Raw genomic sequence first — 19,472 nt, forward strand, 5'->3', positions numbered from 1 at the left:
GGACTGCGAGGGCCGTGCCCCGGGCGTTGAAGCGGCCCGCGCGCAACTGGGTCGCCCCGACGAAGGCGGCGGCGTAGGCCGACAGCCGGCGACACCGGACAGCAGCGCGGAGGCCACCAGGGCGCGAAGGCGCAGCCGGTCGGTGCGCGCCCCTTGCAGCCGGGCCGCGTCGGCGTTGATCCGGCGTCCAGCTGGCGGCCGGAGTGGCACCGCTGTGACGCCTGCGCTGCCGCGACTCGCGTCGCCTTCCGCGTCCGCGGCGGTCGGCTCCGGTCAGACGGATCTATTCGGAGAAACTTATGAGGCACTACAGCTTCAGGTGGGTCGGAGTGTGACACGCCTCAGTGGGCTTGGGGAGAGGGGTGCCACAAGAAATTCCGAAACAACCGCAGGAAAGCGCGTGGCCTCGGATGGTGTGGAGGTCGTCCACCGGCGTGAGTGTTGCTCCCGGGCGCAACCGGTAACTACACTCACTCTAAAGTTTCTGCCGGAGGAGAGATGATGGACGAATCGTCGGAGCCGGCCACGGCGCGGTGCCCCGGGCCCAGCGTCCAGGACTACCTCGACCAGGACAGCCGCCCCGTTCCCCCCGCCCTGAGGTACGAGCGCAACGACTACCTCGGCAGCGAGGACATCGACACCGCCCGCTTCACCTCCCGAGAGTGGGCCGAGCGCGAGATGCGGCAGGTGTGGCGGCGCGTCTGGCAGTTCGCCTGCCTGGAGAGCGAGATCCCCGAGGTCGGCGACCACGAGGTCTACGAGATCGGCGACGACTCCCTCATCGTCGTCCGCACGGCCCCCGGCGAGATCCGTGCCTTCGTCAACGTCTGCCTGCACCGCGGACGCAAACTGCGCACCGGCGGCGGCAACGTCAGCGAGTTCCGCTGCTCGTTCCACGGCTTCGCCTGGAACCTCGACGGCACGATGCAGACCCCGCCCTGTGCCTGGGACTTCCCGCACGTCACCCCGGAGAAGTTCGCGCTCCCCGAGGCGCAGGTGGCCACCTGGCGGGGCTTCGTCTTCATCAACATGGACCCGTACGCCGAGTCCTTCGACAGCTACCGCGGCACCTTCGACGACTACTACATCTGGCCGCTGGAGAACCGCTACAAGTCGCTGCACATCGGCAAGGTGCTGCCCTGCAACTGGAAGATCGCACAGGACGCGTTCATCGAGTCCTTCCACGTGATCGCCACGCACCCGCAGATGCTGCCGTGGCTCGCCGACGCCAACTCGCAGTACGACGTCATGGCGGACCAGCCGAACTGGAACCGGATGATCAACATCCAGGGCGCGCCCAGCCCGCACGTGGCGGACTCGGTCACGGAGGAGGACGTTCTGGAGACCTTCTACGACTCGCGTGCGTTCTATGCCGCCGCCCAGGGCCGTGACCTGGTCATGCGGGAGGGTGACGAACTGCCGGCGATCCCGCCCGGTGGCACCGCCCGCCAGGTCCTCGCCGCGCGGATGCGCGAGCAACTCGCGGCCACCTCGCACCAGGACTTCTCGGAGACCCCGGACACCGAGCTGCTCGACGCCATCAACTACTTGCTGTTCCCCAATTTCAACCCCTGGGGCGGCGCCAAGTCGAACATCATCTACCGGTTCCGGCCCAACGGCCTCGACCCCGACTCCTGCACCGCCGAGATCATCTTCATGTCGTCCCCGAAGCAGCCCGGCGAGACGCCGCCCCCGGCGAAGATCCGCTGGGTGCCCGAGGACATGCTCTTCGCCGACATCCCCGAACTCGGCGTCCTCGGCCCCGTCTTCGACCAGGACTGCGAGAACCTGCCCTACGTCCAGCAGGGCCTCAAGGCGATGCGCAAGCCGGGCATCACCCTGGCGAACTACCAGGAGAGCCGCATCCGCCACTTCAACCGGACGCTCGACCGGTGGATGAGCAGGTGACCCACCGGGTGGCGGTCAGACCCTCCGGCGTCGAGCTCGAAGTCCTCGACGGCGAGGACCTGTTCACCGCCGCCCGGCGGCTCGGCTACCGCTGGCCCACCGTCTGCGGCGGCAAGGGCACCTGCCGTACCTGCTTCGTCCAGGTCGAGGAGGGCGCCGAGAACTGTTCCCCCGTGGGCCCGCTGGAACGCGAGGGCATCGAGGCCCTGCGCAAGCCGGTGGACGGCCTGACCCGGCTCGCCTGCCGGCTCCTGGTCGAGGGCCCGGTGACCGTGACCAAGCGCGGCGTGCGCCGCCGAGTGCAGGAGTGAGGCTCCCATGTCCAAGCAAGTGATCCACCCTCTGACCGGGCATGTCTACCGGCTCACGGAGGACGGGCTGGTCGAGGTGACCGACCCGAGGACAGGCCTGCAGGGCGTCTTCGACTTCCAGGCCCGGTGGCAGTCGGGCGAACTACGGCACGCCGACCTCCAGATGGCCGGCTGGGTCGGCCGCCTCGCCCGGCGGCGTACGTCCCGGCAGCCGGAGGAGTGATCCCGTGACGCCCCGTACGACCCGGGTGGTCTGTCTGGTGCGCCGACCCGACGGAGAACCGCTCCCCCGTGACTTCGCCGTCGAGGAGCACCCGTTGCCACCCCTGGGGGAGGGGCAGGTGCTCGTGCGCAACCTCTACATGAGCGTCGACCCGTCCATGCGCGGGCGGCTGTCGACCACCGAGAAGCACTACACGCACAACTTCACCCCGGGCTCGCCGCTCGACGGCCGCGCCCTCGGTGTCGTGGAGGAGAGCCGCTGCGCCTCGGTGCCGCCGGGCACGTACGTACGCCATCAGCTCGGCTGGCGGGAACGGGCGGTGCTCGACGCGGTGGCCGTCGACGGCGCCGGCCGCATCGACCCGGACGTCGCGCCGCTGCCCACCTGGTTGGGCCTGCTCGGCCAGACCGGTTTCACCGCGTACGTCGGCCTGACCCGTATCGCGCACCTGCGTCCGGGCGACACCGTCTTCGTGTCGGCGGCGGCCGGCGCCGTCGGCACCGCCGCCGGCCAGTTCGCGCGCCTGCTGGGCGCGGTCCGCGTCATCGGGACCGCCGGAGGGCCGGACAAGTGCGCCCTCCTGGTGAAGGAGTTCGGCTACGACGCGGCCGCGGACTACCGTGCCGAGCCGGTGCGCGACGCGCTGGCCCGGCTGGCACCCGACGGCATCGACGTCTACTTCGACAACGTCGGCGGCGAACAGCTCGCCGCGGCTCTGCACGCACTGCGCACCGGTGGCCGGGTCGCCCTGTGCGGCATGATGTCGCAGTTCGGCGGCGAGGGGCGGACCGTGGACATCAACCAGTTGATCCAGGCGGTCCTCAAGCGGCTGACACTCTGCGGGTTCATCGTCCGCGACCACGAGGACCTGCGGACGGAGTTCGAGCAACGGGTCGCCGGCTGGCTCGCCGAGGGCCGGATCACCGCGCGCGAGACGGTCGTCGACGGCCTGGAGAACGCCGCGGGAGCGCTGCTGTCCCTGCTGGGCGGCGGCAACGTCGGCAAGATGCTGGTCCGGTTGGGGGAGTCAGCGCATGGGTCGTGACGAGGCCACGGTGTGGGCCTCCAGGCAGACCCCGACCCGCGTGATCCCGGCCACGGCCGCCCGGAACTCCTTGATGTGCGGCGTGGCGAAGTGCTCGTCGAGGGCTTGCCGGGAGGCCCACCGCTCGTACACACGGATCCGCTGTTCGCTGCCCGGGTCCGCGGTCATCGCGTAGTCCAGGCAGCCCGGCTCCTCCTCACGGGTCCGGTCTCCCAGCACGACCAGATGTCCCAGCACCCTGTCGCGATCGCCGGCCTCGTAGTCCATCCAGCCCGCGACGATGATTTCCTCTGCCATGGCGTGTTCCCTTCGCGGTCATGGCCGTGGGCCCGCCGCCCCCGCCACGGGAGCGGCGGGCCCACGCGTTTCTCAGACTCCGGGCGTGGTCGGCACGCTGTCGACGGTGACCGTGCCCCGGTCACCGTCGACCGTGACCACCATGCCGTCCCGCAGCCGTCGCGTCCCGCCCTCGACGGAGATCACGGCCGGGATGCCCAGCTCACGGCAGACCACCACGGCATGGCTGTTGAGCGCGCCCACGTCCACGACGGCGGCTCCGGCGACCAGGAACAGCGGGGTCCAGGCCGCGTCCGTGATCGGCGCGACCAGCACCTCGCCGGGCTCCAGCGCCTCGCACGAGGCCGGGTCGGTGACCACCCGCACCGTGCCGGTGCACGTGCCGTGGCTGCCGCCCACACCGCCGAGCACATCGCCCTCGACGGCCGCCTCGGCCCGTTCCCCGGCGCGGCGCGGCCAGGTGTCGATCTCGGTCTGCGCGTCGTCGGCGACGAAGAACGGCGGTTCCAGTTCGTGCAGGCCCGCGTACTCCTCCAGCCGCCGCGCGATGACGGGGCCGAAGGATTCCGGGGCGGCGACATACTCGTCGAGTTCGGTGTCCAGCAGCATCATCACGTCCTCGGGCCGGGCGAAGAGCCCCGCCTCGACGCCCCGGCGGCCGAGCTCCCGTACGGCCATGCGGATCTCGTTGACGACCGTGACGCAGTTCGCCTTCGTGCGCTCGCGGGCCGGGATCCACACCTGGGAGGCGTGCATCCCGGCGTCGAACATCGGCTGCGCGTCCTCGGGCAGTGCGCCTCTGATCTCCCGCGCCGTCCGCTCGCGCCCCTCGGTGAGCCGTTTCCGGCGGGCGGCCGGCGAGTCGTCGTCGGGACTGCGCCGGATCCGGTCGACCAGGGCCAGCGCCTGGACGGGCGCCGCCTCCCAGGACAACGCGTGGATGTCCCACTCGTTGGGGCCGCGGTCGCCGGACTCCGCCAGGAACTCCTCGAAGGCGTCACGGAACGCCTTCACGTCCCCGCTCGCCCCGTCGAGCGCCCGCTCCACCGCGGCCGGACCCCGGTCGAACAGCGCGCTCAGTTCGGCCGAGGCCGCCACCTGCCGGGACAGCGTCCACAGCCCGGCCGAGGGGGAGGCGGAGTCGACGTCCCCGAGACCGCCGATGAGGTCGAGCATGGCGCCGGGGCGGTCCACGCTCGCGCACAGCGGGCCGAGGATCGCCGGTCCGACGGACGCGGGCAGCGACGACTCGACGTGCCGCTGGAACGTCGTCTCCACCTCGTCCAGCAACGACCGTGCGTGCGCCACGAGTTCGGCGTCGGACAGCCGCGTCAGGCCGGGTCGCGAGCGCCGCAGGGCGCGCAGCCGCTCCCGGTCAACGTCGGCCTCCGGGAAGGTGGTCTGGCCGAGCATCCGCTGGAGCGTCGCGCCCGCCTTGGCGGTCAGCTCCTCGTCCTGGTCGTCCGGGTGCGCGAGGTACACCGGCGTGTCGGAGCGCTGTCCGACGAAGGCCGCGTCGATCTGGTCCGCGGTCTGGCCCATGCGGATGCCGAACAGCCGCATGTGGGACAGATTGAGGTAGAAGTGGCCGCCGAACATGCCGACGAACGGGGGCCGGGGGCCGGCTACCTCCTCCTCGCTGTAGATGCCGAACCCGACGAAGCCGCGACGCCAGCCCTGCAGGCCCCGCCCCCAGACCAGGGTCCAGCCCAGCGGGCTGGCGGGGTCCGGCAGCGTCTCGCCCGCATTGGCCCGCGTGTAGTGCGGCAGCCGCTCACTGCGCTGCCAGTCCGTGATCCAGCTCTTCATGACCGAGGTCTCCCGCTGTCCGTACCCGCGCCTACCACTGCGCTGTTCCGCCGTCGACGCTGATCAGCGTGCCGGTGATGCCCGCCCCCGCCTCGCTCGCGAGCAGCGAGGCGACCGCCGCGATCTGCTCCACCGTGGTGATCTTCTTGGTGGCGGCGTGCTCGGCGAAGCGGCTCAGCCATTCCTCGTAGCCGATGCCCTCGGCCTCGGCGGCGGCCGGCCCCGCGGCACGCATCAGGTCGGTGTCGACGGCGCCGGGGCAGATGGCGTTGCAGGTGACTCCCTGCGTGCCGTACTCGAAAGCCGTCGCCTTGGTGAGCCCGTGGATGGCGTGCTTGTTGGTGATGTAGTGGCTGATCCCGGGCTTGTTGGCCTGCTTGCCCTCGACCGACGAGATGTTGATGATGCGGCCCCAGCCGTTCTCCAGCATCGCCGGCAGCGCGCGGCGGGTGCCGTAGAAGTAGTTGTTGACGTTGAGCTTGAGGGCGTCGTGCCACGCCTCGTCGCTGAGCTGGTGGATCGGGGCGAAGCCGGAGCTGCCGCCGGCGTTGTTGACCCAGATGTCGAGCCGGCCGAAGCGCTCCGCGGCGAAGTCGGCGAGGCCCTCGATGTCCTCCTGGCGGCCCGCGTCGCAGGGGTGGAAGACGGCCCGGTCCCCGGCGTCCATCTCCTCCAGGGCCTGCTTGCCCTTGACCTCGGAACGGCCGCTGACGACGACCGTGGCGCCGTCGGCCAGGAAGGCCTCGGCGATGGCGCGGCCGATGCTGCGCGTGCTGCCCGTGATCACCGCGACACGTCCGTCGAGGCTGCCCGTAGCCACCATGGTGTTCTCCCGCGAGTGTTGTTGGTTGCTCACCTGGCGGCTCTGGGGGCTGCTGTGGCGCCACTGTCCAGGTGTCGGTGAATGGTGCGGTGGAAGTGCTGGAGTCCGGGCTCGTTGCGTCCGAAGACGAAGTCGGTCCCGTCGAGGGCCTGCAGGCCCTGCTGGACTCCGTAGGTGGTCGCGTAGTCCTCGTCGCGGACCACCTCGTGGAACCACTCGCCGAACCGGTCGGCAGCCCGGCGTTCCTCCTCGGTGACCGCCGGTTCCCGCAGCAGGATGATCTGCTGGGTCACCGACTCGGTGGCCGTCCGGGGAAGCACCAGGGAGACGGCGATCTTCTGGCGCCAGCCGCCGGCGATCGCGAGGCCCGGGAAGAGCCAGTAGATGGGCCCGACGCAGTCCCCGGGGTCACGCTGGTCCGGCGGCAGGTCGACCGCCTGCGCGATGGGACGCAGGGCCGGTGCGATGCGCTGGTGGGGACCCCAGGTGTCGTGGGCCATCATGTTCGAGAGGTTCGTCTCGAACACCGTCTTCGGGTGCAGCGAGGCGAAGTGGTACGTCTCCAGGTACCCGTCGAGGGTGACCTTCCAGTTGGGACTGGTCAGCTCGCTGGTGGAGTAGTGGTGGCACTCCGCCAGCCGGAGGCCCTCCAGCAGGGGCTGGAGGTCGCCCAGCCAGGCATCCAGGTCGGGCTCGGCCGCCGGGTCCAGTGAGACGAAGACGATCCCCGCCCGCTCCCCGGCCGGCAGCCTGACGAGGCTGCGGCCCTCGCGCGCGACCTCGCCGAAGGTCTTCTCGGCGTACACGCCCCGCAGCTCTCCGGCGAGGTCGTACGACCAGGAGTGGTACGGGCAGATGAGCCGCTTCGACACCCCGCAGCCGGGTTCGAGGAGCTTGGCTCCCCGGTGCCGGCAGGCGTTGATCATCGCGTGCACGGCGCCCTGACGGTCACGGGTGATCAGCACGGGGATGCCGAGCACGTCGATCGCCTTGTAGGTGTTCGGCCCGGGAAGCTCGCAGGACATGGCGAGCGGCAGGGGAACGCTGCGGTGGACGGCGTCCGTCTCGCGCTGCCAGCGGTCGGCGTCGAGGTAATGGGCGACGGGTTCCGTCCACTGGCCGTCCGCCTCGTGTGTCGTGTTGTCGCGGTAGTGCGCCACCACACGCTCGACGAGTTCGGCGGCCTCCCGCCGCATCGTCAGGGACGCGGCGTCGGTGGACCGGTCCCGGCTGATCCACGACGCGTATTCGGGGGCCGAGGGGGCCGAGGGAGCTGAGACCGACGACGTGGGTCCGGCGTCTGTTTCCCTCTCCGGCGAACTGGTCTGGACCACGATGTCCTCACAATCCTCCCAGCCGCGAGCCGGTGACCGGCTTCGGAATGCGACAGCTGGGTTGTGTCCGAAACGACAACAGGACTTAGTGTGCTCTGTCAATAGAAAGTGGCGAAGTTGCCGCTCGGTGCCCCGTGGGGGTGGGTGCGATGGTCATGACCCTGCCGTTCGAGGTGGGCGTGGTGGTGCGGGACCTGGAGCTGATGGAGCGCTTCTACTGCGCCGTTCTCGGCTGTCGCGCCGAGCGCCGCTCGCGCGTACCGCACTCCGTCGGCGGCCCGGCCGGGCTCGGCGGCGAGCTGGTGGTCGCCTGGCTGCGGGTGCCCTCCGGGGGGTGTGTCAAGTTGATCCTTCCCCGGTCGGTCCCGGTGTCGGCGCGCGCGGCGACCTCGCCGGCCGGGCGGCCGGGACTGGCGTATCTGACCTTTCACCTCGACGACCTGGACCCGGTCGTGGCGGCGCTGCCGACCGCGGGCGCCCGGCCCCTGTCGGACCCGGTCGTCGTCAGGGCGCGCGGGCGGCGGATCAGCTTCTGGGCCGATCCGGAGGGCAACGTCGTGGAGTTGGTGGACACGCGGGCCGGCGACTCGGAACCGGGGCATAGTAATTAGAGACGCTGTTCAGTAAGGTGCCCTCTGGCTGGTTACTGTAGACCAGCACTAGTAAGTCCGATGGCCCGGCAACCTCCCTCGGACGAAGGGGCGGACGATGGCTCAACGAGCGTCAACGGCGTCGACGGTATCCGCGCAGCTCATCAAGGACCTGCATCAACGCATGGTGCGTATCCGGCTGTTCGAGACCGAGGCGGGAAAGCTCATGGAGGCCGGCAAACTGCCCGGCTTCCTGCACCTCTATGTCGGCCAGGAGGCCGTCGCCGCCGGCGTGATGGCGGCCCTGCGCGACGACGACCAGATCACCTCCACCCACCGCGGTCACGGGCACGCCGTGGCCAAGGGTGTCGGCTTCCGCGAGATGTACGCCGAGCTGTACGGCCGGGTCACCGGCGCCTGCCTCGGCCGCGGCGGGAGCATGCACATCAACGACCTCACCCGCGGCATGCTCGGGGCCAACGGCATCGTCGGAGCGGGCGTCCCGATCGCCGTCGGAGCCGCCTTCGCCGCCCGGTACAAGGGCGAGGACAGCGTCGCCGTGACCTTCTTCGGCGACGGCGCCACCAACATCGGCGCCTGGCACGAGGGCGCCAACATGGCGGCGATCCTCGGCCTGCCGGTGGTCTTCGTCTGCGAGAACAACGGCTACGCGGAGTTCACCCCGCAGTCCGGGCACATGCTGCTCACCGATGTCGCCGACCGGGCGGCCGCCTACGGCATGCCCAGCGTGATCGTCGACGGCATGGACGCGGTCGCCGTCCACCGGGCCGCCGCCGAAGCCGTCGAACGGGCCCGGTCCGGCGCCGGCCCGATGATGATCGAGGCCAAGACCTACCGCTACTTCGACCACCAGGGCGTCAAGGGCCTGCGTCACCCCTACCGCTCCGACGAGGAGGTCGCCGAGTGGAAGGCCCGTGACCCCATCGGCCTGCTCGAGGCCCGAGCCGTCGCCGACGGCACCGCCACGCGTGCCGAACTGGACGACGTGTGGCAGCGCACGCGCGACGAGATCGCCGAGGCCATCACGTACGCCGAGGCGAGCCCGCTGCCCGACCCCGCCGACCTGCTGCTCAACGTCTACTCGGGATGACCGCCATGACCACCACCACCGAAGCACCGGCCGTCACCCCGGTCGCAGCCTCCCGCAGACTGTCCTACGTCAAGGCCTTCAACGAGGGACTCGCACAGGCCATGCGCGAGGACGAGAACGTCTTCGTCGCCGGCGAGGACGTGGCCGGATACGGCGGCGTCTTCCGCATGTTCGACAACCTGCTCGACGAGTTCGGCCCCCGCCGCATGATCGACACCCCGATCTCCGAAGCCGCCCTGGTCGGCCTCGGCGTGGGAGCCGCCGCCCGGGGCCTGCGCCCCGTCGTCGACCTGATGTTCATGGACTTCATCGGCGTCTGCCTCGACCAGATCGTCAACCAGGCGGCGAAGATGAAGTACATGTTCGGCGGGGCGCTGTCCGTGCCGCTCACCATCACCACCGCCTCGGGAGCCGGCCTCGGGGCCGCGGCCCAGCACAGCCAGAGCCTGGAGGCCTGGCTGGCCCACGTGCCCGGCCTCAAGGTGGTGATGCCCTGCGACGCGTACACCGCCAAGGGCCTGACCGTCTCGGCCATCCGGGACGACAACCCGGTCGTCATCATGCTCAACAAGGTCCTGCTCGGCAGCACCAGCGAGGTTCCCGAGGAGATCTACGGCATCGAGCTGGGCCAGGCGCACACGGCACGGCACGGCTCCGACGTCACGGTGATCGCCCTGGGCCGCATGGTGGGGGAGGCCCTCGCGGCGGCCGACGAACTCGCGGCCGAGGGCGTGGAGATCGAGGTGATCGACCCCCGCACCGTGCAGCCGCTGGACACCGGGACGATGTTCTCCTCCGTCCGCCGTACCAACCGCGTGCTCGTGGTGCACGAGGCCGTCACCTTCGGCGGGCTCGGCGCGGAGATAGCCGCCCAGATCCAGGACTCCGTCTTCGACCACCTGGACGCACCGGTCCTGCGCATCGGCGCTCCCTTCTCCCCGGTGCCCTTCTCCCCGGTCCTGGAGAAGGCCTACGTGCCCGATCGCGCCCGCATCGCCCAGGGCTGCCGCCGCCTCCTCGAAAGGTCGTGACGGACATGGCGATCGAGGTTCTGCTGCCGAAGATCGGTCTGACCATGCAGGAAGGCACGATCGACGAATGGCTCGTGCCGGCCGGCGCGGCCGTCGCGGAGGGCGACGCACTGCTGAGGCTCGCGACCGACAAGGTCGACGTGGACGTCGAGGCGGAGGCCGGGGGACTGTTCCACCCTGCGGTTCCTGCGGGGGCCACCGTCCCCGCCGGGGCCCTCATCGGCTGGCTGCTGGCCGAGGGCGAGCAGCCACCGGACCCGGCGGGTACGCCGATGCCCGCCGGGTCCGGGACCAGTGCGGCCGGGGCTTGTCTCCCCGCCCTCAACGGCACCGTCGCCGGCGGTGCCGCTGCCGCGCCCCCCGGCGACGGCACCCGTGACCGGCTTCTCTCCTCACCGAACGCCCGGCGGGTCGCCGCCGCGGCCGACGTCGACCTCACCGCCGTACGCGGCACCGGACCCGGCGGCCGCATCGTCTCCGAGGACGTGGAGGAGTTCCTCGCGGCCCTCCCCGGCGACCTCGGCACGCCGGTCCCGGCGGTCGGCACGCCCTCCTCGCCGCTGGTCCGCAAGCTGGCCAGGGAACGGGGCATCGACCTCTCGGAGGTCAACGGCACCGGGCCGGGCGGCCGGGTCCGCCGGTCCGACCTGGACGCCGTCCCCGCGGCACCTCCGCGCCGGGGCGCGGCCCCCCGGCCCGGCGACGTCCTCCCGCTCACCGGGATGCGCGGCACCATCGCGCGCCGGATGCACGCCAGCCTCCAGGAGATGGCACAGCTGACGCACGGCTACGAGGTGCGGATGGACGCCGTGGTGTCCCTGAGGGACCGGCTCAAGAAGGAGTGGGCCGACAGCGATCTGCCGGTGCCCGGCCTCAACGACTTCCTGCTGAAGGCCGCGGCCCTGGCCCTGCGCGAGCACCCGCTGCTCAACGCGACGGTGCGGGAGGACGGCATCCATCTGCTCGACGGCATCCACCTGGGCTTCGCCGTGGCCGTCCCGGGCGGCCTCATGGTCCCGGTGATCGAGGACGCGGTGGAGCTGCCGCTGCCCGGGATCGCCAGCCGGTCCAGGGCCCTGGCCCAGGCCGCACGCGAGGGGAGGATCTCCCCGGGACAGCTGGAAGGGGCCACCTTCACCGTCACCTCGCTCGGCGGATACGGCGTCGACTTCTTCACCCCGGTGATCAACCCGGGCAACGTCGCGATCCTCGGGGTGGGCAGACTCAGGGACGGCGTCGAGTGGGTGGACGACCGGCCGCTGCGGACGCGGGTGCTCACCCTGAGCCTCACCTTCGACCACCGTGCCGTCGACGGGGCGCCCGCCGCGGAATACCTGCGCACGGTCGGCGAGTTGCTGCGCAGGCCGCTGCGGCTGCTGGTGTGATGGGCCGGACGCACCCTCAGGTGCCCGGGTCGGCGATCCGCTCCGCGAGAGCGCCGACCTCGCGGACGAAGGCGCGGTGCCCGAGCGACCGGTACACGTCGTCGCCCCGGACCTGCGAGATCGCCGCGGTCTCCAGCAGCGCCAGCAGGCCCAGCCCGATCACCGACGCCTCGGCGTCGGAGACGGACGCCCGGGCCTTGCGGATCAGCCGCACCAGCTCGTCCAGCAACTCGGTACGGCTCTCCTGGCGCAGCGCCTCGGCCTCCTGGCTCATGCCGGCCGACGACACGAAGAACACGGTGGCGGCGGAGCGGTGTTCGCCCAGCCAGGACAGCAGCGTGGTGACCGCCGCACCGATGTCCGCGCCGGGTTCGTGGGCCTCCGTGAGCGCCTGCAACTGCTCGCGCAGCGCGGTGGCGAACGCCCGCATCCCCTCTGCCAGGACCTGGTCCTTGGAGGAGAAGTGGTAGTACACCGCTGCCGAGGTCATCTCCGCGCGAGCGGCGATGTCGGCCACCGTCACCTCGTCCGGCGGCTGGGTGGCGAACAGCTCGGTGGCTGCTTCGATCACCCACTGCCTGCGCGACGGACGGTGAGCGGCGCGGGTTCCGGAGGTCGTCATGGTGTCAAGTATGCCGGGCGCCGAGTGTCCCGTAAGCCCATGCACAACAGGAATTACTCCGCCGGACGGTTGGAGTTACTGGATACCATGGTCAGTACAAGGCCCACGGACGCGGGGTCACGGCAGCCGGCAGGGAGCATGATGGCCAGCACGAAGAACGGCAAGCAGCCCGCCCATCGACCCTCGCGGCGGCAGCACATCATCACCGCCGCCGTGCGGGTGTTCGGCCGCAACGGGTTCTCGGAGACCAGCATCCAGGACATCGCCGACGAGGCCCAGGTGGTGCCCACGGCCGTCTACTACCACTTCGACGGCAAGGAGGAGCTGCTCGAACTCGCCATGCGCCGGGTCTTCGACCAGCTGAACGCGGTCGTGGAGGCGGCCCGCCCCGAGTCCGAGCCGGGTGACGCGGAGGGGCTGATCCGCGTCATCGACGCCGTGTGGGACTGGGTGGAACAGAACCCGGACGAGGCTCGCCTGTACCAGGTCCAGGTCGCCTCCGCCAACGGCAGCGTCAAGGTGCTGCGGGACGAGTTCGAGCAGCGGCACATCCAGCGTGGCTACGACTATCTGCCCGAGGGCACCACCCGCAGCCCCCGGGCGGCGAAGGCACGGCATGGGGCGCAGGCGCTCGCCGTCCGCACGCTGATCAGTACGACCATGCTCGTCACCGCGCTGCGGGCCGAGGGCGGACCGCTGTCCCGGCTGCCCTCCCGCGCCGTGCTGGAGGCGGTCAGGGAGCTGGCGCTGCGCATCGTCGCCACCGAGCAGGGACCGGCCACGTCCCGGACCTGAGGCCGTTCGCCAGGGTGTCCGCCCCCTCCCGCGGACCGTGTGGGGCGACGGGCCGCCCATGCCGCCACGGGTCAAGAAGGGGGCATCGTCGACGTGAGGGGGCCGCAGATCCCCGTCCAGCGACACCCCTGCGTTGTTCACCGGCACGTCGATCCCGCCGGTCAGCCTTCACACCGTGAGGACCGAGCAGGCGCTGATCCCGGGCGCCCCGTACACGTGGGTGAAGCCCACCCGGGGAGCGCCCGGCACCTGCCGGCCCGGCGCCCGGCCCTGCAACTGCCGTACGACCTCGTGGAACTGACGCAGCCCCGAGGCGCCGACGGGCTCCCCGCCGGCCAGACAGCCGCCGTCGGTGTTGACCGGTATCCGACCCGCGGGATCGGTGTCCCCCGCGGCCAGCAGCGCCTCCTGCTCGCCGTGGCCGCACAGCCCGGTCTCCGCCAGGTGGATCAGCTCCGAGCCGCTGTCGGTGTCCTGCAACTGGGCCACCTGCACGTCAGCGGGCCGCACCCCCGCCGAGCGGAAAACCGCCTCCGCGGCGTCCACGCTGGGGCTGCGGTGCGGTCCCGGCGGCAACCAGGGCGAGAACACCTCGAACGAACCGAAGCGCCGGGTCCTGAAGGCCAGCGACGCCAGCCTCACCGGTCGTTCGCACAGGTCGAAGGCGCGGTCGCCGAGCGCCAGCACCAGCGCCGCCGCGCCCTGTCCGGGCGAGCAGAACATGTACCGGGTGAGCGGGGGACTGACCTCGGCGGCGTCCAGGATCTCCTGCTCCGTCAGCGGCTTGCGCCGCCACGCCAGGGGATGGTGCGAGCCGTTGCGGAAGGCCCGCGCCGCCACCATCGCCAGCGCCCGCTCCGAGACTCCGTGCTCGTGCAGATACCGCTGGGTCTTGAGGGCGAAGAACTGGGTCGTGAGCATCATGCCGGTCGCGGCGTACCAGTCGCCCAGACCGTAGCGGGCCGCGGAGACGTGGAACGCGCCCCGCTCGTGCTTGTCGAAGCCCACGGCCAGTCCCAGGGAGGCCTCACCCGCGCGCAGCGCGCCTGCCACGGTGAGCACGGTCGAGGCACCGGTCGCGCAGCCGTTCTGCACGTTGACGAACGGCACTCCCGTCAGGCCCAGCCGGCCCACCAGGGTGTCGGGTTTGCCGGACACGTCGGAGCCGCCGGCCGCGTATCCGATGTCCTCCCAGGCGACACCGGCGTCGGCCAGCGCCTCGCGTATCGCACGCTCGGCCATGTCCAGTCCGGTGACGCTCTCGTCGCGGCCGAAGGGATGCATGCCGCAGCCCACCACATAGACGTCGTCGGTCCGCCTCATCGCTCGCCGTCCCGATCCGGAGCGAACGCGAAGGTCAGAACCTCGGTCCCGTCCTCGTCCTGGTACGCGGTCACGGTGGTGAGCCGGACCGGCAGCCCGATCCGGATCTGCGCGCGGGGCACCGCCAGCCGCGCTTCGACCAGCACCTCACCGAGGTCCACATAGCCCACGTGGTAGGGCCGGTGGCCGCCGGCCGGCGCCCGGTACGGCGGTTTCGGCGCGAACGCCTGGAGCGTCCACGACCACACGCGCCCGCTCACCGGCAGCACCCGCGCGGACATCGTCCCGTCCGAACACCGGGGACACGAGCCCTGCCGGGGGAAGACGACGGTGCCGCACGCGGAGCAGCGGGCGCCCACGAGACGCGGTGGATCGCCGTCGTGGAACTGCCTGTTCTCGACGTTCTCGAACAGGGACTCGTCGATGAGCCTGGTGGTCATGCCGTCCCGCCTTCCACGTCACCAGCCCAGCAGCGCGGCCAGCCGTTCCCGATGATGTGCGGCGCCGCCCAGCAGAACGGCGTCGGACTGGGCGCGCCTGAAGTACAGGTGCGCGTCGTGCTCCCAGGTGAAGCCCATCCCGCCGTGGAACTGCACGCACTCGGCGGCGACGGAGACGAACGCCTCGCCGCACCAGGCCTGCGCCACAGCCGCCGCCTCGGCCAGTGCCCCCGGTGAGCCGTCCGCCAGGACCGCGCGCACCACGGCCGACCGTGCGGCCTCGACCTGGAGCAGCATGTCGGCGCAGGCGTGCTTGACCGCCTGGAAGCCGCCGATCGCCCTGCCGAACTGGGTACGGTCGCGTACATGGGCCACCGTCATGTCCAACGCGGCCTGTGCTCCGCCGAGTTGCTCGGCGGCCAGGGCGATCAGGGCCACGTCCAGGGCGCGGGAGACGATGTCCGCGCCCTCGCCGCCGGCGGTCAGCACCCTGGCCCGGGCCCCGGAGAAGGCGACGATGGCCTGACCCCGGCTGAGGTCCAGCGTGGGAACCCGGCGCACCGTGACCCCGGCCTCGCGCGGGTCGGCCAGGAACAGGTCCACGCCGTCGGCCCCGGCCGCGGCCACCACCAGCGCCTCGGCGTCGGCGCCGTCGAGGACGAACGGCGCTGTGCCGTCCAGCAGCGGGACGCCGCCCTGCCAGGAGACGGCCACCGGCACGGCGCCGGGCCGCCACCTGCCGTCGGGCGCGGTCACCGCCAGGGCATGCACGGTGCCCTCGGCGAGCTCGGCCAGCGCCTTGCCGGCCGTACCGCAGCCGGCCAGCACCTGCCCGGCCAGCACGGTGGAGGACAGCAGCGGTACCGGTGCCAGCGTCCTGCCCAACTCCTCGCAGACCACGGCGATCTCGGCGAGGCCGCCGATGCCTCCCGCCGACTCGGGCAGGCCGAGGGCCGCGAGGCCGACCTGCCGGCCGAGGGTGTCCCACAACTCGGCGTCGATGCCGGGGGCGTCCTCGGCCAGCCGGCGTACCGCGGCGGTGCCGCCGACGTCGGCGCACACCGACCGCACGGTCTCGCGCAGGTCCTCCAGCTCGGCGTCCGACAGTGCCGCGCCGTCGGTCACGGTGCTCGTCATCGTGCGCTCCCGCTCTCGTCCGGTCGCTGCCGCAGGGCACTGTGCGCGGCGGCCATGCGGGCCACCGGCACGCGGTGCGCGGAACACGAGACGTAGTCGAGGCCGAGGCCGTCGCAGAAGGCGATCGACTCCGGGTCCCCGCCGTGCTCACCGCACACGCCGAGCTTGATGCCGGGCCGTACGCCCCGTGCCCGCTGTGCCGCCAGGGCGACGAGTGCGCCCACCCCGTGCGGGTCGAGCCGGGCGAACGGGCTGGCGGTCAGGAAGCCGCGCTCCTGGTACGAGGCGAGCACCTGTCGCTCGACGTCGTCCCGCGAGAAGCCGTAGGTGAGCTGCGTGAGGTCGTTGGTGCCGAAGGAGAAGAACTCGGCGTGCTCGGCGAGTTCGCCGGCGAGCAGCGCGGCCCGCGGCGTCTCGATCATCGTGCCGAGCCGGTACGGGACCTCCACCCCGGTGCGGGCGGCGACCGCGTCGGCGGCGCCGCGCACGTACGCGGCCGCAGCGGCGAGTTCCTCCGGCAGACTGACGAGCGGGATCATCACCTCCAGCTCCGGCCGCACTCCGGTGGCGGCGACGTCGACCCAGGCGGTGAAGAGCGCCTCGGCCTGCGCCGGGTAGAGCCTCTCGTGCAGCAGCGCCAGCCGTACCCCGCGCAGTCCGAGCATCGGATTCGCCTCGCGCAGCGCCGCGGCCCGCTGCTCCTCGGCCGCGTCCAGGGCCTGGCCGGGGGCGGGCAGGAACTCGTGCAGCGGGGCGTCCAGCAGGCGCACGGTCACCGGGCGGTCGCCCACGACGGCCAGCAGTGCGTGGAAGTCCTCGTGCTGGGCGCGCTCCAGCGCCAGCAGGGCCTCGTCGCGGGCGGTCGGGTCGGCGGCCAGGAGCACCCGGCGGATCAGCGGCAGCCGCTCGCCGAGGAACTGGTGTTCCGTACGGCACAGTCCGACACCCTCCGCGCCCAGGGCGAGGGCGGTGGACACCTCGGCGGCCGTGTCGGCGTTGACCCGCACGCCCAGCCGGCGCATGCCGTCCGCCCACTGCAGCAGCGTGGACAGTTCGGGCGGCGGTCCGGCGACACTGACGCTCAGCGTCCCGGCGTAGACGGCGCCGGTACGGCCGTCCAGCGAGACCGGGTCGCCCTCGCGCACCACCCGCTCCCCGAAGCGGACCGTCCCGGCGGCCCGGTCCACCCGCAGCCCCTCGGCACCGCACACCGCGGGCTTGCCGGCGCCCCGCGCCACCACGGCGGCGTGCGAGGCGATCCCTCCGCTCCCGGTCAGCACGGCGGCGGAGGCCAGCATCCCGGGGACGTCCGCCGGGGTCGTCTCAGCAGCCACGAGCACGACCTGCGTACCGTCCGCGGCCAGTTCGAGGGCGCGTTCGCTGGACAGCACGACCGCTCCGGTCGCCGCCCCCGGCGACGCGGGCAGCCCCCTCACCAGGAGGTCCTCCCCGCCGGTCAGCCGCAGTTGGGGGTGCAGCAGTTCCTGCACCTGCGCGGGTGTGACCCGCCGTACGGCCTCCTCGCGGCCGAGCGCCCCGTCCCGGGCCAGGTCCGCGGCCAGACACACCGCGGCCCTGAGCGGCGGGCGGAGTTGCGCCGAGGCGGCGAGCAGGGAGATCTCGTCGTCGCGGACCTCGAAGTCGACCGACACCGGTGCCCGCAGATGACGCTCCAGGGTGAGCAGGGAGTGCTCCAGCAGCGTGGTCCCGCCCGCGAGCCGGTCCAGCGGTTCACCGGTGTGCGGCGGCGGGGCGCTGCGGCGCACTCCCCGGAAGAAGGAGCCGTGGGGAGAGAACCGCCCGGTCCCGGGATCACGGCTGACCGCCGTGCCGTAGCCCGAGTGGTCCGCCGGACCGATGCGCAGCGCCTGCACGTGCAGGGCGAGGGCCAGATCGGCGGGGAGCCGCTGGGCCCGGCGGGACCTTCGCGCGCGCGGCGAGTCCCACCGGGCGAGGACAGCCCGGGCGGCCAGCGCGAGCTGCTGCGCCGGATCGTCGGGGAAGGGCCGGGAGCCGTGCCGCGCCACCAGGGAGAGCAGTGCTTCGACCCGCGCCCGCGGCTCGGGCGTGTCCAGGATGGCGTCGTCGAGCGCCGCACCGGACACGTCGAGCGCGCACTCGGCGATCATCCGCACGGTGGCGGCCCACACCTCGTACAGAGCCTCCGCGCGACCGATGACGGCGCACAGGTCGTCGGCGTCGCCCGAGGTCACGCCGAGACAGGCCAGGTCGGGCGGCAGCCCCGCGATCTCGGTCGGCGCGCTCGCCGACAGACGCAGCAGCAGCGGACGGCCCGGGTCGCCGATCCGCCGCCCGGCGAGCTGTTCGACCAGATCGACGGCGGCTTCGGCGGTGTCGGGTTCGCACAGCGACGCGGAGGTGCCCGCGGGCACGGTGAGCCCCGGCACGACCGGCAGCCCGAGGGCCACCAGCCGGTCCATCGCCGCGCCGTGCGCGCCCAGCTCGTCGGCGTCCAGGCCTCGGATGCGGCCCTGCCCGTAGGGCACCAGGACCCTGCCGGGGGCCTCGGCGGGCGCGAGAGGAGCGCCGGACTGTGCGAGCGGGCCCGCCTCGCGGTCGGCGACGCTCACCCCCGGCTCCTCGTGACCAGTTCCTCTTCCCGGGCCTCGTCCTCGGCCCGGCTGATCCCCAGCACGAGCAGCAGCTCCTGGTGCAGCCGCATCCACACGGTGTGGTACGAGTCGCACAGCGGCGAGGCCAACCACGCGGGCAGCCCGTCGTCGAAGCGGTCGAGGGCTTCCTCCAGGGCCGTGAGGTACCGGCCGCTGCCCGGGAGCACCCGCTCCAGCCGGCGCAGCACGGGCTGGATGGCCTCGTGCACGTCTTCCAGCGACTCGCGCACCTCGGCGTCGTAGGCGTCGTCGGAGTGGTCGTTCGCGGTGCCGTCGGGCCGGCACTGCCATGCCGTGCACACGTCGCGGATCTTCCGGTTGACCGGGAGGAACGCCTCGTAAGCAGCGGTGATCCGCTCCTCCTGCTCGGAGCCGGCGGGAACCCGCAGGACCCGCGCGGCGGCGGCCTTGGCCGACTCGGTCGGCAGCACCACCGGACCCTTCACCATCGCCAGCCCGGCGTCGACCAGGGGACGGTGCTCGGACTCCGGCCGACCGCGCCACATGCCCCGCAGAACGAGGTCGACGACGGCTTCGGTGAGAGGCTCGTCGGGAGCGTCCGGAAGGCCCACGGCAGCAGATCGCATCGCCACACCTTTTCCCCGGTTCTGTGGTGACCGGTTCCTCGGTTCTGTGTTGCCCGGAGGTTACGCCC

At 72.1% G+C, this 19,472-nt stretch carries 19 protein-coding genes; 9 read left to right on the forward strand and 10 right to left on the reverse strand.

Annotated elements, in window-relative coordinates; translation table 11 throughout:
* Nucleotides 1-501 precede the first annotated feature (501 nt).
* From GTY47_RS14785 to GTY47_RS14800, 4 genes are read left to right on the forward strand one after another with little or no spacing between them, the layout of a single operon-like run.
* The gene (locus GTY47_RS14785) at nucleotides 502-1,908 is read left to right on the forward strand and encodes an aromatic ring-hydroxylating dioxygenase subunit alpha (RefSeq protein WP_231911089.1); all 1,407 of its coding nucleotides are present in this window, start codon (nucleotides 502-504) and stop codon (nucleotides 1,906-1,908) included.
* Complete coding sequence (locus tag GTY47_RS14790; protein WP_231911088.1) at nucleotides 1,893-2,219, forward strand: 2Fe-2S iron-sulfur cluster binding domain-containing protein; 327 nt, start codon at nucleotides 1,893-1,895, stop codon at nucleotides 2,217-2,219. The genes GTY47_RS14785 and GTY47_RS14790 overlap by 16 nt, the downstream gene beginning before the upstream one ends.
* A gap of 7 nt (nucleotides 2,220-2,226) precedes the next feature.
* Nucleotides 2,227-2,442 (forward strand): hypothetical protein, encoded by a 216-nt coding sequence (locus GTY47_RS14795; protein WP_010033368.1) that lies wholly within the window; start codon nucleotides 2,227-2,229, stop codon nucleotides 2,440-2,442.
* A 4-nt stretch (nucleotides 2,443-2,446) separates the two neighbouring features.
* Nucleotides 2,447-3,487 (forward strand): NADP-dependent oxidoreductase, encoded by a 1,041-nt coding sequence (locus GTY47_RS14800; RefSeq protein WP_010033372.1) that lies wholly within the window; start codon nucleotides 2,447-2,449, stop codon nucleotides 3,485-3,487.
* On the opposite strand, the gene GTY47_RS14805 is transcribed toward GTY47_RS14800, so the two are convergent.
* From GTY47_RS14805 to GTY47_RS14820, 4 genes are all read right to left on the reverse strand, one after another.
* Complete coding sequence (locus GTY47_RS14805) at nucleotides 3,470-3,784, reverse strand: putative quinol monooxygenase (RefSeq protein ID WP_010033375.1); 315 nt, start codon at nucleotides 3,782-3,784, stop codon at nucleotides 3,470-3,472. The two genes, GTY47_RS14800 and GTY47_RS14805, sit on opposite strands and share 18 nt — an antisense overlap.
* A gap of 72 nt (nucleotides 3,785-3,856) precedes the next feature.
* A complete protein-coding gene (locus tag GTY47_RS14810; RefSeq protein WP_010033380.1) occupies nucleotides 3,857-5,593 on the reverse strand; it encodes a PEP-utilizing enzyme in 1,737 nt (578 codons plus the stop codon).
* 31 nt (nucleotides 5,594-5,624) lie between these two features.
* A complete protein-coding gene (locus GTY47_RS14815) occupies nucleotides 5,625-6,449 on the reverse strand; it encodes an SDR family NAD(P)-dependent oxidoreductase (protein WP_197709804.1) in 825 nt (274 codons plus the stop codon).
* Entirely contained in the window at nucleotides 6,446-7,750 is a 1,305-nt protein-coding gene (locus GTY47_RS14820) for an aromatic ring-hydroxylating dioxygenase subunit alpha (protein WP_010033385.1), read from the reverse strand. Before GTY47_RS14820 ends, GTY47_RS14815 begins: the two co-directional genes overlap by 4 nt.
* A gap of 155 nt (nucleotides 7,751-7,905) precedes the next feature.
* Between GTY47_RS14820 and GTY47_RS14825 the strand changes: the two genes are divergently transcribed.
* The 4 genes from GTY47_RS14825 (at nucleotide 7,906) to GTY47_RS14840 (ending at nucleotide 11,867) form a co-directional block, all read left to right on the forward strand.
* Nucleotides 7,906-8,361 carry a VOC family protein gene (locus GTY47_RS14825; RefSeq protein ID WP_158688379.1) on the forward strand — a complete coding sequence of 152 codons (456 nt, stop codon included), beginning with the start codon at nucleotides 7,906-7,908 and terminating at the stop codon, nucleotides 8,359-8,361.
* A gap of 163 nt (nucleotides 8,362-8,524) precedes the next feature.
* Nucleotides 8,525-9,451, forward strand: coding sequence for a thiamine pyrophosphate-dependent dehydrogenase E1 component subunit alpha (locus GTY47_RS14830; RefSeq protein WP_010033387.1), 927 nt, complete (start codon nucleotides 8,525-8,527; stop codon nucleotides 9,449-9,451).
* Nucleotides 9,452-9,456: 5 nt separating this feature from the next.
* Nucleotides 9,457-10,482, forward strand: coding sequence for an alpha-ketoacid dehydrogenase subunit beta (locus GTY47_RS14835; protein ID WP_010033390.1), 1,026 nt, complete (start codon nucleotides 9,457-9,459; stop codon nucleotides 10,480-10,482).
* A 5-nt stretch (nucleotides 10,483-10,487) separates the two neighbouring features.
* On the forward strand, nucleotides 10,488-11,867 hold the full coding sequence (locus GTY47_RS14840) for a 2-oxo acid dehydrogenase subunit E2 (protein ID WP_010033392.1): 1,380 nt from the start codon (nucleotides 10,488-10,490) through the stop codon (nucleotides 11,865-11,867).
* 16 nt (nucleotides 11,868-11,883) lie between these two features.
* Here the strand turns inward: GTY47_RS14840 and GTY47_RS14845 are convergent, their stop codons facing one another.
* Nucleotides 11,884-12,489, reverse strand: coding sequence for a TetR/AcrR family transcriptional regulator (locus tag GTY47_RS14845; protein ID WP_029180725.1), 606 nt, complete (start codon nucleotides 12,487-12,489; stop codon nucleotides 11,884-11,886).
* Between the two features lie 141 nt (nucleotides 12,490-12,630).
* On the opposite strand from GTY47_RS14845, the gene GTY47_RS14850 reads away from it, so the two are divergent.
* On the forward strand, nucleotides 12,631-13,284 hold the full coding sequence (locus GTY47_RS14850) for a TetR/AcrR family transcriptional regulator (RefSeq protein WP_010033399.1): 654 nt from the start codon (nucleotides 12,631-12,633) through the stop codon (nucleotides 13,282-13,284).
* Nucleotides 13,285-13,452: 168 nt separating this feature from the next.
* Here GTY47_RS14850 and GTY47_RS14855 read toward each other — a convergent pair whose 3' ends face one another.
* Genes GTY47_RS14855 through GTY47_RS14875 form a run of 5 tightly spaced genes read right to left on the reverse strand, consistent with a single transcriptional unit; the run spans nucleotide 13,453 to nucleotide 19,404 of the window.
* Nucleotides 13,453-14,607 carry a thiolase family protein gene (locus tag GTY47_RS14855; RefSeq protein WP_010033400.1) on the reverse strand — a complete coding sequence of 385 codons (1,155 nt, stop codon included), beginning with the start codon at nucleotides 14,605-14,607 and terminating at the stop codon, nucleotides 13,453-13,455.
* Entirely contained in the window at nucleotides 14,604-15,047 is a 444-nt protein-coding gene (locus tag GTY47_RS14860) for an OB-fold domain-containing protein (protein WP_010033403.1), read from the reverse strand. Before GTY47_RS14860 ends, GTY47_RS14855 begins: the two co-directional genes overlap by 4 nt.
* An 18-nt stretch (nucleotides 15,048-15,065) precedes the next feature.
* Nucleotides 15,066-16,184 carry an acyl-CoA dehydrogenase family protein gene (locus GTY47_RS14865; RefSeq protein WP_010033405.1) on the reverse strand — a complete coding sequence of 373 codons (1,119 nt, stop codon included), beginning with the start codon at nucleotides 16,182-16,184 and terminating at the stop codon, nucleotides 15,066-15,068.
* Nucleotides 16,181-18,775 (reverse strand): putative PEP-binding protein, encoded by a 2,595-nt coding sequence (locus tag GTY47_RS41620; RefSeq protein ID WP_010033410.1) that lies wholly within the window; start codon nucleotides 18,773-18,775, stop codon nucleotides 16,181-16,183. The genes GTY47_RS14865 and GTY47_RS41620 overlap by 4 nt, the downstream gene beginning before the upstream one ends.
* Nucleotides 18,772-19,404, reverse strand: coding sequence for a hypothetical protein (locus tag GTY47_RS14875; RefSeq protein WP_202458260.1), 633 nt, complete (start codon nucleotides 19,402-19,404; stop codon nucleotides 18,772-18,774). The genes GTY47_RS41620 and GTY47_RS14875 overlap by 4 nt, the downstream gene beginning before the upstream one ends.
* Nucleotides 19,405-19,472: the final 68 nt, after the last annotated feature.

Source organism: Streptomyces sp. SID5464 (assembly GCF_009862985.1).
GTDB lineage: Bacteria > Actinomycetota > Actinomycetes > Streptomycetales > Streptomycetaceae > Streptomyces > Streptomyces chartreusis_D.

Bases quoted from the DNA above. Each gene is read 5' to 3' on its own strand.
- GTY47_RS14830 (WP_010033387.1), top strand. From the start codon at position 8,525: ATGGTGCGTATCCGGCTGTTCGAGACCGAGGCGGGAAAGCTCATGGAG.
- GTY47_RS14785 (WP_231911089.1), top strand. From the start codon at position 502: ATGGACGAATCGTCGGAGCCGGCCACGGCGCGGTGCCCCGGGCCCAGC.
- GTY47_RS14825 (WP_158688379.1), top strand. From the start codon at position 7,906: ATGACCCTGCCGTTCGAGGTGGGCGTGGTGGTGCGGGACCTGGAGCTG.
- GTY47_RS14875 (WP_202458260.1), bottom strand. From the start codon at position 19,404: ATGCGATCTGCTGCCGTGGGCCTTCCGGACGCTCCCGACGAGCCTCTC.
- GTY47_RS14835 (WP_010033390.1), top strand. From the start codon at position 9,457: ATGACCACCACCACCGAAGCACCGGCCGTCACCCCGGTCGCAGCCTCC.
- GTY47_RS14850 (WP_010033399.1), top strand. From the start codon at position 12,631: ATGGCCAGCACGAAGAACGGCAAGCAGCCCGCCCATCGACCCTCGCGG.
- GTY47_RS14865 (WP_010033405.1), bottom strand. From the start codon at position 16,184: ATGACGAGCACCGTGACCGACGGCGCGGCACTGTCGGACGCCGAGCTG.
- GTY47_RS14805 (WP_010033375.1), bottom strand. From the start codon at position 3,784: ATGGCAGAGGAAATCATCGTCGCGGGCTGGATGGACTACGAGGCCGGC.
- GTY47_RS14860 (WP_010033403.1), bottom strand. From the start codon at position 15,047: ATGACCACCAGGCTCATCGACGAGTCCCTGTTCGAGAACGTCGAGAAC.
- GTY47_RS14845 (WP_029180725.1), bottom strand. From the start codon at position 12,489: ATGACGACCTCCGGAACCCGCGCCGCTCACCGTCCGTCGCGCAGGCAG.
- GTY47_RS14855 (WP_010033400.1), bottom strand. From the start codon at position 14,607: ATGAGGCGGACCGACGACGTCTATGTGGTGGGCTGCGGCATGCATCCC.
- GTY47_RS14810 (WP_010033380.1), bottom strand. From the start codon at position 5,593: ATGAAGAGCTGGATCACGGACTGGCAGCGCAGTGAGCGGCTGCCGCAC.
- GTY47_RS14840 (WP_010033392.1), top strand. From the start codon at position 10,488: ATGGCGATCGAGGTTCTGCTGCCGAAGATCGGTCTGACCATGCAGGAA.
- GTY47_RS14795 (WP_010033368.1), top strand. From the start codon at position 2,227: ATGTCCAAGCAAGTGATCCACCCTCTGACCGGGCATGTCTACCGGCTC.